18 protein-coding genes are annotated in these 16,053 nt (G+C 60.6%); 8 read left to right on the forward strand and 10 right to left on the reverse strand.

Going from position 1 to position 16,053, the window contains the following annotated elements:
• Positions 1–63: 63 nt before the first annotated feature.
• Positions 64–1,401 carry an imelysin family protein gene (locus JMV15_RS19495; RefSeq protein ID WP_201491871.1) on the forward strand — a complete coding sequence of 446 codons (1,338 nt, stop codon included), beginning with the start codon at positions 64–66 and terminating at the stop codon, positions 1,399–1,401.
• A gap of 303 nt (positions 1,402–1,704) precedes the next feature.
• Positions 1,705–3,159 (forward strand): TrkH family potassium uptake protein, encoded by a 1,455-nt coding sequence (locus JMV15_RS19500; protein ID WP_003193780.1) that lies wholly within the window; start codon positions 1,705–1,707, stop codon positions 3,157–3,159.
• Here the strand turns inward: JMV15_RS19500 and JMV15_RS19505 are convergent.
• Entirely contained in the window at positions 3,116–4,174 is a 1,059-nt protein-coding gene (locus JMV15_RS19505) for an AraC family transcriptional regulator (protein WP_073845677.1), read from the reverse strand. The genes JMV15_RS19500 and JMV15_RS19505 overlap by 44 nt on opposite strands.
• Before the next feature lie 160 nt (positions 4,175–4,334).
• Between JMV15_RS19505 and JMV15_RS19510 the strand changes: the two genes are divergently transcribed.
• A complete protein-coding gene (locus JMV15_RS19510; RefSeq protein WP_014719676.1) occupies positions 4,335–4,646 on the forward strand; it encodes a DUF962 domain-containing protein in 312 nt (103 codons plus the stop codon).
• Positions 4,647–4,656: 10 nt separating this feature from the next.
• On the opposite strand, the gene JMV15_RS19515 is transcribed toward JMV15_RS19510, so the two are convergent.
• Entirely contained in the window at positions 4,657–4,995 is a 339-nt protein-coding gene (locus JMV15_RS19515) for a hypothetical protein (protein WP_201491872.1), read from the reverse strand.
• A 14-nt stretch (positions 4,996–5,009) separates the two neighbouring features.
• Here JMV15_RS19515 and JMV15_RS19520 point away from each other — a divergent pair, with 14 nt between their 5' ends.
• Positions 5,010–5,192 (forward strand): hypothetical protein, encoded by a 183-nt coding sequence (locus JMV15_RS19520; protein ID WP_014719677.1) that lies wholly within the window; start codon positions 5,010–5,012, stop codon positions 5,190–5,192.
• 103 nt (positions 5,193–5,295) lie between these two features.
• Positions 5,296–6,492, forward strand: coding sequence for an MFS transporter (locus tag JMV15_RS19525; RefSeq protein ID WP_014719678.1), 1,197 nt, complete (start codon positions 5,296–5,298; stop codon positions 6,490–6,492).
• On the opposite strand, the gene arfB is transcribed toward JMV15_RS19525, so the two are convergent.
• Positions 6,489–6,902, reverse strand: a complete 414-nt coding sequence (arfB, locus tag JMV15_RS19530) for an alternative ribosome rescue aminoacyl-tRNA hydrolase ArfB (RefSeq protein ID WP_003193787.1) — start codon at positions 6,900–6,902, stop codon at positions 6,489–6,491. The genes JMV15_RS19525 and arfB overlap by 4 nt on opposite strands.
• A 107-nt stretch (positions 6,903–7,009) precedes the next feature.
• The gene (locus tag JMV15_RS19535; RefSeq protein WP_201491873.1) at positions 7,010–8,428 is read right to left on the reverse strand and encodes an amino acid permease; all 1,419 of its coding nucleotides are present in this window, start codon (positions 8,426–8,428) and stop codon (positions 7,010–7,012) included.
• 647 nt (positions 8,429–9,075) lie between these two features.
• Here JMV15_RS19535 and JMV15_RS19540 point away from each other — a divergent pair.
• Both JMV15_RS19540 and JMV15_RS19545 read left to right on the forward strand, forming a co-directional pair.
• Positions 9,076–9,213 carry a hypothetical protein gene (locus tag JMV15_RS19540; RefSeq protein WP_003175756.1) on the forward strand — a complete coding sequence of 46 codons (138 nt, stop codon included), beginning with the start codon at positions 9,076–9,078 and terminating at the stop codon, positions 9,211–9,213.
• A gap of 73 nt (positions 9,214–9,286) precedes the next feature.
• Positions 9,287–10,246, forward strand: a complete 960-nt coding sequence (locus JMV15_RS19545; RefSeq protein ID WP_014719680.1) for a M29 family metallopeptidase — start codon at positions 9,287–9,289, stop codon at positions 10,244–10,246.
• Between the two features lie 193 nt (positions 10,247–10,439).
• Here JMV15_RS19545 and rluB read toward each other — a convergent pair whose 3' ends face one another.
• The 6 genes from rluB to JMV15_RS19575 all read right to left on the reverse strand — a co-directional run bounded on the left by rluB (position 10,440) and on the right by JMV15_RS19575 (position 15,369).
• Positions 10,440–11,648, reverse strand: coding sequence for a 23S rRNA pseudouridine(2605) synthase RluB (rluB, locus tag JMV15_RS19550; protein WP_201491874.1), 1,209 nt, complete (start codon positions 11,646–11,648; stop codon positions 10,440–10,442).
• Between the two features lie 144 nt (positions 11,649–11,792).
• Entirely contained in the window at positions 11,793–11,984 is a 192-nt protein-coding gene (locus tag JMV15_RS19555) for a DUF1289 domain-containing protein (RefSeq protein ID WP_014719682.1), read from the reverse strand.
• A gap of 126 nt (positions 11,985–12,110) precedes the next feature.
• Positions 12,111–13,031, reverse strand: coding sequence for an SMC-Scp complex subunit ScpB (gene scpB, locus JMV15_RS19560; RefSeq protein ID WP_014719683.1), 921 nt, complete (start codon positions 13,029–13,031; stop codon positions 12,111–12,113).
• Positions 13,032–13,043: 12 nt separating this feature from the next.
• Positions 13,044–13,742 (reverse strand): segregation and condensation protein A, encoded by a 699-nt coding sequence (locus JMV15_RS19565; RefSeq protein ID WP_164365898.1) that lies wholly within the window; start codon positions 13,740–13,742, stop codon positions 13,044–13,046.
• Between the two features lie 120 nt (positions 13,743–13,862).
• Positions 13,863–14,492 carry an L-threonylcarbamoyladenylate synthase gene (locus JMV15_RS19570; protein ID WP_003193796.1) on the reverse strand — a complete coding sequence of 210 codons (630 nt, stop codon included), beginning with the start codon at positions 14,490–14,492 and terminating at the stop codon, positions 13,863–13,865.
• 13 nt (positions 14,493–14,505) lie between these two features.
• On the reverse strand, positions 14,506–15,369 hold the full coding sequence (locus JMV15_RS19575; RefSeq protein WP_003193798.1) for a PHP domain-containing protein: 864 nt from the start codon (positions 15,367–15,369) through the stop codon (positions 14,506–14,508).
• Between the two features lie 87 nt (positions 15,370–15,456).
• On the opposite strand from JMV15_RS19575, the gene JMV15_RS19580 reads away from it, so the two are divergent.
• A complete protein-coding gene (locus JMV15_RS19580; RefSeq protein WP_014719685.1) occupies positions 15,457–16,053 on the forward strand; it encodes a septation protein A in 597 nt (198 codons plus the stop codon).

The raw sequence follows: 16,053 nt of genomic DNA on the forward strand, positions 1-16,053 counted from the left end.
CATTATGTCGCAGCGTTTGCGCTCCCCGCGCGCCCTTTCAACAACCGAAGCAGGATGTTCGCCATGATTCGTATGCCCCTGGCCACCGCCAGTCTGCTGGCCATTGCCATTTCTCTCGCCGGTTGCGGCGAAGGTAAAGACAAGGCCGCCGCGCCCCAGGCACCCGCTGCCGCCAGCACTACCGCACCGGCGGCTGCCCCGGCAGGCCAGGTCGACGAAGCAGCCGCCAAGGCCGTGGTCGCGCACTACGCAGACATGGTGTTTGCGGTGTACAGCGATGCCGAATCCACCGCAAAAACCCTGCAGACCGCAATCGATACTTTCCTCGCCAACCCGAACGACGAAACCCTGAAAGCGGCCCGTACCGCCTGGATCGCCGCACGCGTACCCTACCTGCAGAGCGAAGTATTCCGCTTCGGCAACACCATCATCGACGACTGGGAAGGCCAAGTGAACGCCTGGCCCCTGGATGAAGGCCTGATCGACTACGTCGACAAGTCCTACGAGCACGCGCTGGGCAACCCAGGTGCCAACGCCAATATCATCGCCAACAACGAGATTCAGGTGGGCGAAGACAAGGTCGACGTCAAGGAGATCACCCCGGAAAAACTCGCCAGCCTCAATGAGCTGGGCGGTTCCGAAGCGAACGTCGCCACCGGCTACCACGCCATCGAATTCCTGCTGTGGGGCCAGGACCTCAACGGCACCGGCCCAGGCGCGGGCAACCGCCCGGCGTCGGACTACATGACCGGTGACGGTGCAACCGGCGGTCACAATGAGCGTCGCCGCACTTACCTGCGTGCTGTCACCCAACTGCTGGTCAGCGACCTGCAGGAAATGGTCGACAACTGGAAGCCCAACGTCGAAGACAACTACCGCGCCACCCTGGAGTCGGAACCGGGCACCGACGGCTTGCGTAAAATGCTGTTCGGCATGGGCAGCCTGTCCCTGGGCGAGCTTGCCGGGGAGCGCATGAAAGTGTCCCTGGAAGCCAACTCGCCGGAAGACGAGCAGGACTGCTTCAGCGACAACACCCATTACTCGCATTTCTACGACGCCAAGGGCATCCGTAACGTCTACCTGGGCGAATACACCCGTGTTGACGGCACCAAGCTGACCGGCGCCAGCCTGTCGTCTCTGGTGGCCAAGCTCGACCCGGCAGCCGACGCAGCCCTCAAGGCTGACCTGACAGCCACCGAAGCGAAGATCCAGGTGATGGTTGACCACGCCAACAACGGCGAGCACTACGACCAGTTGATCGCCGCTGACAATGAAAAGGGCAACCAGATCGTGCGTGACTCGATTGCCGCCCTGGTCAAGCAGACCGGTTCGATCGAAGCCGCTGCTGGCAAGCTGGGTATCAGTGACCTGAACCCGGACAGCGCTGATCACGAGTTCTGATCAAGCACAGTTAAAAGAGGCGACCTGCGGGTCGCCTTTTTCATGCGCGCAATAACTGCCGCGTCTATCCCTGTAGGCGCTGGCTTGCCTGCGATGGCGGTGGTTCAGTCGACTAATCTGTAACTGACACACCGCCATCGCAGGCAAGCCAGCTCCCACATTGGATTGCGGGGCGTCAGGTGAATATACGCCGGCTGGCAGGCCAGCTCCCACAGGGGTTCTCCATCAACCCGCAGCCCTCGGTTTACAAGACCTGCACCGCAGGTAGAATGGCGCCTCTGCCCAATCACCCGAGCGAACTTCATGGCGTTGCCGACCCTGCGCATCATCGGTTTCATCATCGGCATCTTCCTGATCACCCTTGCGGTCGCCATGGTAATCCCGATGGCGACCCTGGTGATCTTCGAACGCACCAGCGACCTGCCCTCGTTCCTGTGGGCCAGCCTGATCACCTTTATCGCCGGGTTGGCGTTGGTCATTCCTGGCCGCCCCGAGCACGTGCACCTGCGCCCCAGGGACATGTACCTGCTGACGGTCAGCAGTTGGGTGGTGGTGTGCATCTTCGCCGCCCTGCCCTTTTTGCTGACCCAGCACATCAGCTACACCGACTCGTTCTTTGAAAGCATGTCCGGCATCACCGCCACCGGTTCCACCGTGTTGAGCGGCCTGGACAGCATGTCGCCGGGCATTTTGATGTGGCGTTCGTTGCTGCACTGGCTTGGCGGTATCGGCTTTATCGGCATGGCGGTGGCGATCCTCCCGCTGCTGCGCATTGGTGGCATGCGCCTGTTCCAGACCGAATCCTCGGACCGCTCTGAAAAGGTCATGCCTCGCTCACACATGGTGGCGCGCTTGATCGTGGCCGCCTATGTGGGCATCACCATCTTCGGCAGCCTGGCCTTCTGGTGGGCCGGGATGGGCGTGTTCGATGCGATCAACCATGCAATGTCGGCGATCTCCACCGGTGGGTTTTCCACCTCGGACGAGTCCCTGGCCCATTGGAAACAACCGGCGGTGCACTGGGTCGCGGTGGTGGTAATGATCCTTGGCAGCTTGCCGTTCGCCCTGTACGTGGCCACCTTGCGCGGCAACCGTCGGGCGCTGATCAAGGACCAGCAAGTGCAAGGCTTGCTCGGCCTGTTGCTGGTGACCTGGCTGGTACTCGGCACCTGGTACTGGTGGACCACCAACCTGCATTGGCTCGATGCCTTGCGCCATGTGGCGCTGAACGTGACGTCTGTGGTGACCACCACCGGCTTTGCACTGGGGGACTACAGCTTGTGGGGCAACTTCTCACTGATGCTGTTCTTCTACCTGGGCTTTATCGGCGGCTGCTCAGGCTCCACCGCAGGCGGTATCAAGATCTTCCGTTTCCAGGTGGCCTACATCCTGCTCAAAGCCAACTTGAATCAGTTGATCCATCCCCGCGCGGTGATCAAGCAGAAGTACAACGGCCATCGCCTCGATGAGGAGATCGTGCGCTCGATTCTGACTTTTTCGTTTTTCTTCGCCATCACCATCTGCATGATCGCCCTGGCGCTGTCACTGCTGGGCGTGGACTGGATGACCGCATTGACCGGCGCCGCCAGTACCGTTTCCGGCGTCGGCCCCGGCCTGGGCGAAACCATCGGCCCGGCCGGCAACTTCGCCACCCTGCCGGATGCCGCCAAGTGGATCCTGTCCCTGGGCATGTTGCTGGGGCGCCTGGAGATCATCACCGTGTTTGTGTTGTGCATTCCGGCGTTCTGGCGTCACTGACCGACGACATTTGCTGCAAGCGCGCCCGGTATTCGCCGGGCGTGGCATCGAACCAGCGGCGAAACGCGCGGAAAAAGTTGCTCGGGTCGGCAAACCCCAGCAGGTAGGCGATTTCCAGCAAGGTCATATTGGGTTGTGCCAGGTACTGCTCGGCCAGTTCGCGCCGGGTGTCATCAAGCAAGGCCTGGAAACTGGTGCCCTCCTCCTGCAAACGCCGCTGCAAGGTGCGCTGGGACAGGTGCAGCGTCTGGGCCACCGCTTCGCGCTTGGGCTCGCCCTGAGGCAACAGGCGGCACAGCACCTGACGCGCCTTATGGGTCACCCGGCTTTCGGAAAAACGTGCCAGGTATTCACCGGCAAAGCGATCATGCAACAGCGCCATGGCTTCGTTGGCCGTGGGCAGCGGCGCCTCCATGTCAGCCTGCTCGAAAATCAGCGCGTCATAGGGTGCATTGAATTGCAAAGGCGCATGAAAGGCCTGTTGGTAGGGCGCCAGGTCCGCTGGCTGCTCGCCTTGCAGCAGCACTTTGCGGGGCTGCAGGGTGCGCCCGGTGAGCCAGCCACACAGGGCCAGGGCGCTGGCCAGCGAGGCTTCGGCGCTTTGACGGGTGGGCGGCAGGTGATCGCCATGCACCGTCAGAATCAACGCATAGCCTTCGGGTAACAGTCGAAAACTCAAATCAGCGCTTTCGGCGATGATGCGCTGGTAGCGCACCAATCGCATAAAGCCTTCGGCCAGGGTGTTGCTGGACATCAACGCATAACCGGCAACGTGAAACGAGGCCGGGCGCACCACCTTGCCCATGTTCAGGCCAATCGCCGGGTTACCCGACACCTCTACCGCGCGTTGCCACAGGCGGGTCATGGCGTCTTGCGGGAAGCGCGCATCGGGATCACTGAGGGCCGCATAATCCAGGCCCAGTTGCTTGAACAAGGCACGGCAATCCAGGCCATCCATTTCCAGCGCCTTGACGATGCCCATCGCCCAGCTTGCAGAAGTTGTTCGTTCGCTCATGGCGTCTTCTTGTTGAAAGCAGGCTCAAACGGCAGCCAGGAAGCCAAGGATACTAAAGTGGCATCTATTGTCACTGGCTGTTACCACTGATCACTCTAGACTCAAATAAGCTCCCCGCCGCACACCCGTTGGCGGCACAACAACCAGAGGGCCGGTGACCGTGGAAAACATCAAGAAATACAACAGTTTTGCCGAGTTCTACCCGTACTACTTGGCCGAGCATGGCAACAGCACCTGCCGACGCCTGCACTTTATCGGCACCACCCTGGTGATCGGCATTCTTGCGTACGCCATCGGCAGAGGTTCATGGGTCCTGCTGCTGGCCTTGCCGCTCGCGGGCTACAGCTTTGCCTGGATTGGTCACTTCTTCTTCGAAAAGAACCGTCCCGCCACCTTTCAACACCCGTTCTACAGCTTGCTGGGAGATTTTGTGATGTACCGCGACATGATTCTGGGCAAGGTGCCGTTCTAGAGGTGTGACCTCATGTCACTTGCGTCTGAACCATTAAAAATTGTGCATACGTCGAGATAAAAGTCTTGTTGTCATTTACGGTGCTGTATCCTGCCAAGGCTTTTTGAGAGCGCGGAATCACCTGCGATTGAAAAAACAGACCTTGCGAGGAGCGACCACGATGCACGAGATACCTAATCTCCCCTTCCCAAGCCTGCACCCAACTGAGCAGCCAACACCGCAGCAGGCCAGCGACAAGCAGCCTGAGGCCAAAGAAGCAAAACCAGTCGAGCGCGAAAGCCGGGACTGACGCCGTACCAGACCGTGTGGAAAGCGCGCCTTTGAGCGCTTTCCACACTGCCTGAATCATCCGAGACCTTCACTATGACCACCTCCCCTTCCGACACGCCGGACGCCGCTGTACTCGACGCTGCCTTGCAGATGGTCGAAGTCTGGAACCGCCTCAGTGCCGACAAGCAAGCAGCACTGCTCAAGCGCTTTGGCACCCAGGAAAACGCTTTGGCTGCCCTGGTGACCACTCAATTGCTGGCCCCCACCCAAGCTTGATCGGCTTTAGAGCTGACGTTTTACATTTTTGCCGCCCTGCCCGGCCTGCGCGCCGGTATCATTAGCAGCCTATCTTTACCTGCTGCGACAGTGGATCTCTCCCATGCCAGATACCCAGCGCCCCATGGCGGTCACGCTGCAAGTTGTTTCCATCGTGCTGTTTACCTTCATCGGCTATTTGAATATCGGCATCCCCCTGGCCGTATTGCCGGGCTATGTCCATAGCCAGCTGGGCTATGGCGCCGTCATTGCCGGGCTGGTGATCAGCGTGCAATACCTGGCAACCCTGCTGAGCCGCCCCTATGCCGGCAAGATCATCGACAACCTGGGCAGCAAGCGCGCCGTGGTGATCGGCCTGGTGGGCTGCGGCTTGAGTGGCGTGTTCATGTTGTTTGCGGCGTGGTTTTCCAGCCTGCCGGCTCTGAGCCTCGGCTGCCTGCTGGTCGGTCGGCTAGTGCTGGGCAGCGCTGAAAGCCTGGTGGGTTCGGGGGCGATTGGCTGGGGCATTGGCCGTGTCGGCGCCGCGAACACGGCCAAGGTTATTTCCTGGAACGGCATCGCCAGCTACGGCGCGCTGGCGGTCGGCGCGCCGTTGGGGGTGCTGCTGGTCAGCCAGTTGGGGCTGTGGAGCATGGGCGTCAGCATCATTCTGTTGGCCGTACTGGGTGTGGTGTTGGCCTGGAAAAAACAAGCCGCGCCGATTGTGCCCGGCATCCGTTTGCCGTTCATGAATGTACTGGGCCGCGTGCTCCCCCATGGTTGCGCGCTGGCATTGGGCTCTATCGGCTTTGGCACCATCGCCACCTTTATCACGTTGTATTACAGCACCCAGCACTGGGATAACGCGGTGTGGGCCTTGAGCCTGTTCGGTGCCAGTTTTATCGGCGCGCGCTTGCTGTTTGGCAATTTGATCAACCGCATTGGTGGTTTTCGCGTCGCAATCGCCTGCCTGTCGGTGGAAGTACTGGGCCTGCTGTTGCTGTGGCTGGCGCCGGATGCCCAACTGGCGTTGGCGGGTGCGGCGTTGAGCGGTTTCGGTTTTTCCCTGGTGTTCCCGGCGTTGGGAGTGGAGGCCGTCAACCTGGTGCCGGCCTCCAGCCGTGGCTCGGCGGTGGGCGCCTATTCGCTGTTTATCGACTTGTCCCTGGGCATCACCGGGCCGCTGGCGGGCGCCGTGGCGGCCGGGTTTGGCTTTGCCTCGATCTTCCTGTTCGCCGCCCTCGCCGCTTTCGCCGGTTTGCTGCTGAGCGTCTACCTGTACCGCCAGGCGCCCAAGGCCCGCGAAACACGCGACGCCTAGAAGTCGACCTTGCCGCGCCCGGCCTTGATGCTGCCGCGCTTGGTCTTGGACTCCAGGCGGCGTTTCTTCGAGCCCAGGGTAGGCTTGGTCGGACGGCGTTTTTTCTCGACCTTGGTGGCGCTCTGGATCAACTCCACCAGGCGCTCCAGCGCATCGGCGCGGTTCTGCTCCTGGGTGCGATATTGCTGGGCCTTGAGCACCAGCACGCCTTCGCTGGTGATCCGGCTGTCACGCAGTGCCAGCAAGCGTTCCTTGTAGAACTCCGGCAACGAAGACGCCGGAATATCAAACCGCAGGTGCACCGCACTCGACACTTTATTGACGTTCTGCCCACCGGCACCCTGGGCGCGAATGGCGGTCAGCTCAATCTCGGCATCGGGCAGCTGTACGTTGTTGGAAATCACCAGCATGTAACACGGTCCTCCGGAAGAAGCCCTAGGATACGCGAATGCACCTTGGCCATCCCCTCAAACAACAAACCCGGCACAAGGCCGGGTCTGCTTAACAACATTGACGCTTACTTCACCGCGGGGACCGCCATATCCATGGACTGCTGCGCCCGCTTGTTCTTGACCCAGTAACAAACGCCCATGAACGCCACCCACACCGGGATCGCGTACACCGAGCGGTCAATGCCCGGAATCATCAGCATGGTGCCCAGAATAAACACCACAAAGGCCACGCAGATGATGTTGCCATACGGGTACCACAACGCCTTGAACAGCGGCACCTGGCCAATGCGGTTCATGTGCTGGCGGAACTTGAAGTGGGAGAAGCTGATCATCGCCCAGTTGATCACCAACGTGGCCACCACCAGCGACATCAGCAGTTCCAGCGCGTCATGGGGCATCAGGTAGTTCATCAGCACCGCCACCAGAGTGATCGCCGCCGAGGCCAGGATCGAACGCACCGGCACGCCGCGCTTGTCGATTTTCGCCAGGGCCTTGGGCGCGTCGCCCTGCTCGGCCATACCCAAGAGCATGCGGCTGTTGCAGTAGGTGCCGCTGTTGTACACCGACAGCGCGGCCGTCAGCACCACAAAGTTGAGGATATGCGCGGCGGTGTTACTGCCCAGCATCGAGAACACCTGCACGAACGGGCTGCCGCTGTAGGCATCGCCGGAGGCGTTGAGGGTCGCCAGCAGGCTGTCCCACGGGGTGAGCGACAGCAGCACCACCAGGGCACCGATGTAGAAAATCAGGATGCGGTAGATCACCTGATTGATCGCCTTGGGGATCACGGTGCGTGGTTGATCGGCTTCAGCGGCGGTAAAACCGAGCATTTCCAAGCCGCCGAAGGAGAACATGATGATCGCCATGGCCATCACCAAACCGCCGACGCCATGGGGGAAGAAACCACCATGCTCCCACAGGTTGCTGACCGAGGCTTGCGGGCCGCCGCTGCCGCTGACCAGCAGGTAGCTGCCCAGGGCAATCATGCCGACGATCGCCACCACCTTGATGATGGCGAACCAGAACTCGGCTTCACCGAAGACTTTGACGTTGGCCAGGTTAATCGCGTTGATCAGCACGAAAAACGCCGCAGCAGAGACCCAGGTCGGGATCTCCGGCCACCAGTAGTGCACGTACTTGCCGACGGCCGTCAACTCCGACATACCCATCAGAATGTACAGAATCCAGCAGTTCCAGCCCGAGAGGAAGCCGGCGAAACCGCCCCAGTACTTGTGGGCAAAGTGGCTGAAGGAGCCGGCGACCGGCTCCTCGACAATCATTTCGCCAAGCTGGCGCATGATCATGAAGGCGATAAAGCCGCAGATGGCATAGCCCAGGATCATCGAAGGGCCGGCGGATTTGAGCACCCCGGCCGAGCCCAGGAACAGGCCGGTGCCGATGGCGCCACCGAGGGCGATCAACTGGATATGCCGGTTTTTCAGGCCGCGTTTCAGCTCGCCTGAAGAAGAATGGGGTCCACTCATGAAAAGGGTCTCACGCAAGGTTTGAAGAGTTGAATGCAGGTTGCTGCCTTGAATTACCGACTCAAGCAGCGCCGCTCAAACCCCAGCGCAGGCACCAGGAGTACAGCGTCTTTCTAATGGTCATGCGTCACCTGTTTGTTTTTATCTGTGACGAAATCGAACCCGTCCGGCTCGTGGCCAGGCGGAGTGATCAGGGGGATCAAACCCTGAGGTCTTGGCCTTTTGCGTGGGTACGCAAGGGGGGTCACAGTAAAACGCGGCGCATTGTACACCGCTCGACAGCTTCGGCACGCACCGGGAAAGTGCACGGGCGATTCTGTCAGCTAATGCTTACATCGGCGCGCCCCCCAACAAAGCCAGGGCAGTTGCGTAAATCTATCGTTACACCCCGGAAAATCCGCGTTACAGCCAGACTTTGGCAACCCTCAACGGAATTCTGTCGGTAAGCAATGCCTGAAGAATCGCTTCAGCCAATTCACTGTTTTGCCTGAATAAAAAAATCTGCTGAAAAACAGAAGAAAAAATCCAAATGAAACCGTGTCAATAAATTTTTTGCATTTCGAAACACTCTCTTCTAGGTTCTTTGCACTTGCCCGCGAAGCCCGTGGGCAAGCCGTTCTCAAACAACGTCCTCTAGGAGATACACCATGCAAGCACTGGAAAACGACCTGGAAACCGAACTGCAACTCGACGATTGGTTTGAAGCGCCGACCCATGAGGCCGCCGTTGAAATGATGCAAGCCGATGCCGTTGTGCCTTTTGGCACCGCGATGTGGCCTTTCTAATACCCGGCAGGCATCCGGCAGGCGCTGTGCACGGCGCCTGCCCCCTTACCCAAGGCACAGAAGGACACCCGTCATGGACAAGGCCCGCGCCGTCGAACATTTTCTCTACTACCTGGCACACCACCCCGCCCTCAACGGCCTGAACCGCCCCACCGTGTTGCTGGGCCACACCGAGCGCTATGACGCCATCGCCCAGGCGATTACCCACGGCAGCGCCGCCCGCTTCAACTTTCAACTGCAACGCCTGGACCTGGCGCCCAGCGACACCCTGTCCCAGGCCATTCAAAGCTGCGACCTGTACCTGTTTCTCTATGATTCCTCCACGCTGCCCAACCCACGCGCCGAAGGCCCGGACTTTATCCGTGCCCTGCAAGGCGTGATGGCCGAGCACTGGAAAAAATCCCTGCTGTTCAAGGATTACGGCGACTATTTCTACGACACCTTCAGCGTCGAGCCCCAACGCATCGCCGACCTCAACGCCACACTGATCCGGCGCATGGCCCAGGCCAACGTGCTGAGCTTTACCGACAAACACGGTTCGCGCCTGGAAGCGCCGATGAGCAGCATCAAGAAGTGGACCAATATCAACGGCGTCGGCAACCACGACCTGGCGCCCGGCGAAATCGCCACCCACAGCGAAGCCATCAACGGCCAGGTGCGGTTTGTCGGCACCTTCCTCAGTACCATCCCCTTTGCACGCAAATACGGCGTGCTGCAATTGCCGCTGGAGCTATGGATCGAGAACTCCACCGTTTGCAGCGTGGCCAGCGAAGTGCCAGGGCTGGCAGATGACTTCAACAAGTACCTGAATGCCAACCCGTCCAACCGTCGTGTGGAGGAGTTGGGGATTGGCACCAATGAAGGGGTCAAGGACCTGTATGCGCGCAATGCCGGGTTTGAAGAGCGTCACTGCGGGTTGCACTTGGGCTTGGGTGGCGGGCAGAAAGGCAGTCATCACCTGGACCTGATCTTTGCCAGTGGGGTGCTGGCGCTGGATGACAAGCCGGTGTTTGATGGCGCCTTTGCCTTTTAAAAAATCATAGACGTGTAGAGATCCCGGTGGGAGCTGGCTTGCCTGCGATAGCGGTGTGTCAGTCACCTTTTTACTCACTGACCCACCGCTATCGCGGGCAAGCCTGGCTCCCACAGTTGATTGCATTTCAAATGTAGATCGCAAAAAAAAACGCCAACCCTAGGGTTGGCGTTTTTATGCGGCGCTTAACGTATCACTGCGGCTTCTTGCGACCAAAACCAGGACGCTGGCCGGAACCGGCCGGTGCGCCACGGCGCTTGCCCGAAGGCTCGTCCGCGACCAGTTTCGGGCCAAGGCGCTTGTTCGCCGCTGGCTTGGCTGGACGCTTGGTGCTGGCGTTGTCGGCCGGGCGATCCGCTTCACCACGGTTGCTACGACCACCCGCCGGAGCAGGACGCGGCGTACGTGGCGCACGCTCGCCTTCCTGACGCGATGGCGTGGTGGGGCGGCGTTCACCTTCAATGTGCGGCTGACGCGAGATACGACCGCCGGTGGCCGGTGCATCCAGCGCAGGGCGCAGGGTGCGGGCAACACGTTCGGTACGTGGCACTGGGCGCGACGATTTGCGCTGCATACGCTCAAGCTTGTCTTTGCTCTTGGCGTTCATCTGCGGCATGGCAACCGGCGTCAGGCCCACTTCGGCGCTGAGGATATCGACCTCGTACTGGCTCATTTCGCGCCAGCGGCCCATCGGCAGGTCGGAGTTCAGGAACACCGGACCGAAACGCACGCGCTTGAGGCGGCTGACCACCAGGCCCTGGGACTCCCACAGACGACGCACTTCACGGTTACGGCCTTCCATCACCACGCAGTGGTACCAGTGGTTGAAACCTTCGCCACCCGGCGCCTGCTTGATGTCGGTGAACTTGGCCGGGCCGTCTTCAAGCACCACGCCCGCCTTGAGGCGTTCGATCATCTCGTCATCGACTTCACCACGTACACGCACGGCGTATTCACGGTCCATCTCGTAGGACGGGTGCATCAGGCGGTTGGCCAACTCACCGTCAGTGGTGAACATCAGCAAGCCGGTGGTGTTGATGTCCAGGCGGCCGATGTTGATCCAGCGGCCTTCTTTAGGCTTGGGCATCTTGTCGAACACGGTCGGACGGCCTTCCGGGTCGTCACGGGTGCAGATCTCGCCGTCGGGCTTGTTGTACATGATCACGCGGCGCACCGATTCGGCGGCCTCTTCACGCTTGATGACCTTGCCATCAATGGTGATTGCATCGTGCAGGTCGACGCGCTGGCCGAGGGTAGCCTCGACGCCGTTGACCTTGATGCGCTTCTGGGTGATCCAGGCTTCGACGTCGCGGCGCGAGCCCACGCCGATACGCGCCAGCACTTTTTGCAGCTTTTCGCCTGCTGGGCCGATTTCCTGGTCTTTCTGGTCTTGGTCATTCATCGTAAGCACCTCCCGGTGGGTCGATTCAGGCGTGGCCTGAGGGGTATTGAAAGCGGGGCCTAGGCCGAATAGGTCGGCAAGGGGTCGCGAATCATACGCGCATGGCGCGTGTTGCGCATCACAGACTAGCCGATAACGCCCAAGTCATTTGCTTTTCCGCCGACCGGTGGCGCCCAGAGCCAGCAAACGCAGCTGGGCTTCGGCCAATACCGTGCGCTTGTCGGCTTTATCGAGTTTCTTCCAGGCACGGATTTCACGCTTGCTGCGGCCACAGCCGACGCAGATGTCGTCGCTGAATTTGCAGATGCTGATGCACGGGTCTTTCAGGGCACTCATGGTCGATCCTCTGTGGGAGCTGGCTTGCCTGCGATGGCATCACCTCCTTGCATCTGAGAGACCGAGGTGTCTGCATCGCAGGCAAGCCAGCTCCCACATGGGTTGCGCGGTGAACGTCAGAGCCGGTCAGTCTTCGAGCTGGCGGCGCTCGTTTTCGATGGCCTCGGCCAGCGCCCGGGCTTCGTCTTCTTCGTCACTCAGGGGCGGCTGTTCGAGGGCGGCGACGGCGGCCAGGAGCTTTTCCCGGGCCTGGGCCACGCCAAGCACATCGTCTTGGGCTTCGACCTCAGGCTCGGATTCAACGTTCACCTGGGTTTCTGGCTCCGCCGCACCATCACGCAGCAAATCGTCGAAGTCGGTCTTGATCCCCTGCTCCATGTCGTCCAGCTCCAGCAACAACGTATGGAAACTGGTTTCGTCCTTGGGCTCCTCCGGCTCGGCGCTGGCATCGGCCAGTTCCTGCAGGCTTTGCGGCACCGGCGCGTCGTCGAAATCGAGCACTGGCTCGGCCTCCATTTCGCGCAGTTCGGCCAGCGGCGGCAGGTCGTCGAGGTTCTTCAGGTTGAAATGATCGAGGAACACCTTGGTGGTGGCGAACATCGCCGGTTTGCCGGGCACGTCACGGTAGCCAACGATGCGAATCCACTCGCGCTCCAGCAGGGTCTTGACGATATGGCTATTGACCGCCACACCACGCACGTCTTCGATCTCGCCCCGAGTGATGGGCTGGCGATAGGCGATCAGCGCCATGGTCTCCAGCATCGCCCTCGAGTAGCGCTGCGGGCGCTCTTCCCACAAACGCCCGACCCACGGTGAAAACTTCTCACGGATCTGCAGGCGATAACCCGACGCCACTTCGCGCAACTCAAAGGCACGGCCCTCACAGGACTTGCGCAGGATCTCCAAGGCTTTCTTGAACACCGGCGGCTCCGGGCGTTCGGCTTCTTCAAAGAGTTCGAACAGGCGCTCCAAAGATTGCGGTTTGCCCGAGGCGAGGAGAAAGGCCTCCAGCAAAGGGGCCAGTTCGCGGGGTTCAGTCAGATTCATCGATTCAGCTCGTTATTCGGCTCGCGCCCGCACGTGGATAGCCGCAAAAGGCTCATTCTGCACCAGCTCGACCAAGGATTCCTTGACCAGCTCAAGGATCGCCATAAAGGTCACCACCACGCCCAGGCGCCCTTCCTCGGCGGTGAACAACTCGACAAAGGGCACAAAACCACCGCCCTTGAGACGTTCCAGCACATCGCTCATGCGCTCGCGGGTGGACAGCGCTTCACGGCTGACCTGGTGGCTCTCGAACATATCGCCACGGCGCAGTACTTCGGCCATGGACATCAGCAATTCTTCCAGACTCACGTCCGGCAGCAACTTGCGCGCGCGCGCCTCGGGAGCGTCGAGCTTGGGCACCACCACATCACGGCCCACACGGCTCAGACCGTCGATGCCTTCGGCGGCGGCCTTGAAGCGTTCGTACTCCTGCAGGCGGCGGATCAGCTCGGCGCGCGGGTCATCCTCTTCGGCTTCTACCGTCTCCGAGCGCGGCAACAGCATGCGCGACTTGATCTCGGCGAGCATGGCGGCCATCACCAGGTACTCGGCGGCCAATTCCAGGCGCACCGACTGCATCAGCTCGACATAGCCCATGTACTGGCGGGTGATTTCTGCCACCGGAATATCGAGGATATTGATGTTCTGCTTGCGGATCAGGTACAGCAGCAAGTCCAGGGGGCCTTCGAAGGCTTCAAGGAACACCTCCAGGGCGTCCGGCGGGATGTACAGGTCCAGGGGCATTTCCATGACCGCCTGGCCATACACCATGGCAAACGGCAGTTCTTGCTGGGCGCCAGCCTGGGGATCAGCGGCTTCCACGGCTGACATTCAGGCCTCGACCATGAACGGAGCCGGGTCGCCACAACCCACACGCACCACTTCTGGTTCGCCATCGGCCAGGTTGATCACCGTGGAGGCCTTGTTGCCGCCGTAGCCGCCGTCGATGATCAGGTCGACGTGCTTTTCCAGCAAACGGCGCATTTCGTAAGGGTCGTACAACGGCTCGGTTTCGCCGGGCAGGATCAACGACACGCTCATCAGCGGTTCGCCCAACTCGGCCAGCAGCGCCAGGGCAATCGGGTGTTCCGGCACGCGCAGGCCGATGGTGCGTTTTTTCGGGTGCAATAACAGGCGCGGCACTTCGCGAGTGGCGTTGAGAATGAACGTGTAAGGCCCCGGCGTGTGGGCTTTGAGCAGGCGGAAGGTACCGGTGTCGACCTTGGCGAACAGGCCGAGCTGGGACAAGTCGCTGCAGATCAGCGCAAAGTTGTGCTTGTCGTCCAGCTGGCGCAAGCGTCTTACCCGCTCGACCGCGCCCTTGTCGCCGATCTGGCAGCCAATGGCGTAGGACGAATCAGTCGGGTAGATCACCACGCCACCGGCGCGGATGATCTCTACGGCCTGCTTGATCAGGCGCGCCTGAGGGTTTTCCGGATGAATCTGGAAGAATTGACTCACGTGCTCTACCTGTTCAGACGGTGGCAATAATGGGGTCATGCTTGAATCGCCCCCACAACAGCGGCAGATCTTCCGGGACCTGACGATACTCGCCAATCTCGGACCAGCCGCCTGGGCCATGAAAATCACTGCCGGCACTGACCAGCAGACCAAATTCGCGGGCAAGGATCGCCAGGCTGCCGACCTGTTCTGCCGGTTGATGCCCGTTGACCACCTCGATGGCGTGGCCACCCGCACCAATATAGTCGCTGATCAGCTTGCGGCGCTTGCTGCGGGTGAAATCGTAATGCCAGGGATGCGCCAAGCTGACCCAGGCCCCGGAGGCCCGCAGGGTCTGGACGGTGTCTTCCAGGGTCGGCCAATGCAGCTTCACATCGCCCAACTTGCCGGCGCCCAGCCATTTGCGAAAGGCCTCGGCGCGATCCTTGACATAGCCTTCGCGCACCATCCAGTCGGCAAAATGCGGACGGGCCGGTGCGTTGCCGCTGTCGCCCAGCTCCTGCTGGATGGCGCGGGCGCCGTCGAGGGCGCCAGGCATACCTTTAAGGCTTAGCTTGCGGCTTATTTCTTCGGACCGCAGCCAGCGGCCATCGTGCAATTGGGCAATCGCCGCCACCAAGGGCGGGGCCTTTTGATCAAAACCGTAGCCCAGCACATGGATGGTGGCGCCGCCCCAGGTGCAGGACAATTCCACGCCGTTGACCAGCTGCATGCCCAGGGAATGCGCGGCCTGGCGGGCTTCATCGAGGCCTTCGAGGGTGTCGTGGTCGGTCAATGCCAAAACTCGCACGCCTTTTTCAAACGCACGCGCAACCAATACCGCGGGCGCCAGGGCGCCGTCGGAGGCCGTGCTGTGGCAGTGCAAATCAACATTCACGGGAGTGTGTAACCTCAAGTCAGCTGGCGCTATCGCAACCAAGGATGTTTGTTATTATGCCGTCACATCCAGCTTCTGGCTCTTACTGTGAAACAATTCATCGACTTCATCCCGCTGTTGCTGTTTTTCATCGTTACCAAACTCGACCCCAGGGTCATCGAAATCGCCGGCCACGAGCTATCGTTCGGAGGCATCTACAGTGCCACTGCCGTACTGATCATCAGCTCCATCGTAGTGTACGGCGCCATCTTCATCTCCCAGCGCAAGTTGGAAAAAAGCCAATGGCTGACCCTTATCGCCTGCCTGGTATTCGGTGGCCTGACCCTGGCCTTCCACAGCGAAACCTTCCTTAAATGGAAAGCCCCGGTGGTGAACTGGCTGTTCGCCCTGGTGTTCATCGGCAGCCACTTCATTGGTGACCGCCTGCTGATCAAGCGAATCATGGGCCATGCGCTGACCTTGCCGGAGCCGGTGTGGGTGCGCCTGAACGTGGCCTGGATCGTGTTTTTCCTGTTCTGCGGTGCCGCCAACCTGTTCGTGGCCTTCACGTTCCAGGACTACTGGGTCGACTTCAAAGTGTTCGGCAGCCTGGGCATGACCGTATTGTTCCTGATCGGCCAGGGCATCTACCTGTCGCGCCACCTGCATGACACCGCGTCTACCACGCCGAAAACCGAGGACTGA

The sequence above is a fragment of the Pseudomonas paracarnis genome (assembly GCF_904063055.1).
GTDB lineage: Bacteria > Pseudomonadota > Gammaproteobacteria > Pseudomonadales > Pseudomonadaceae > Aquipseudomonas > Aquipseudomonas paracarnis.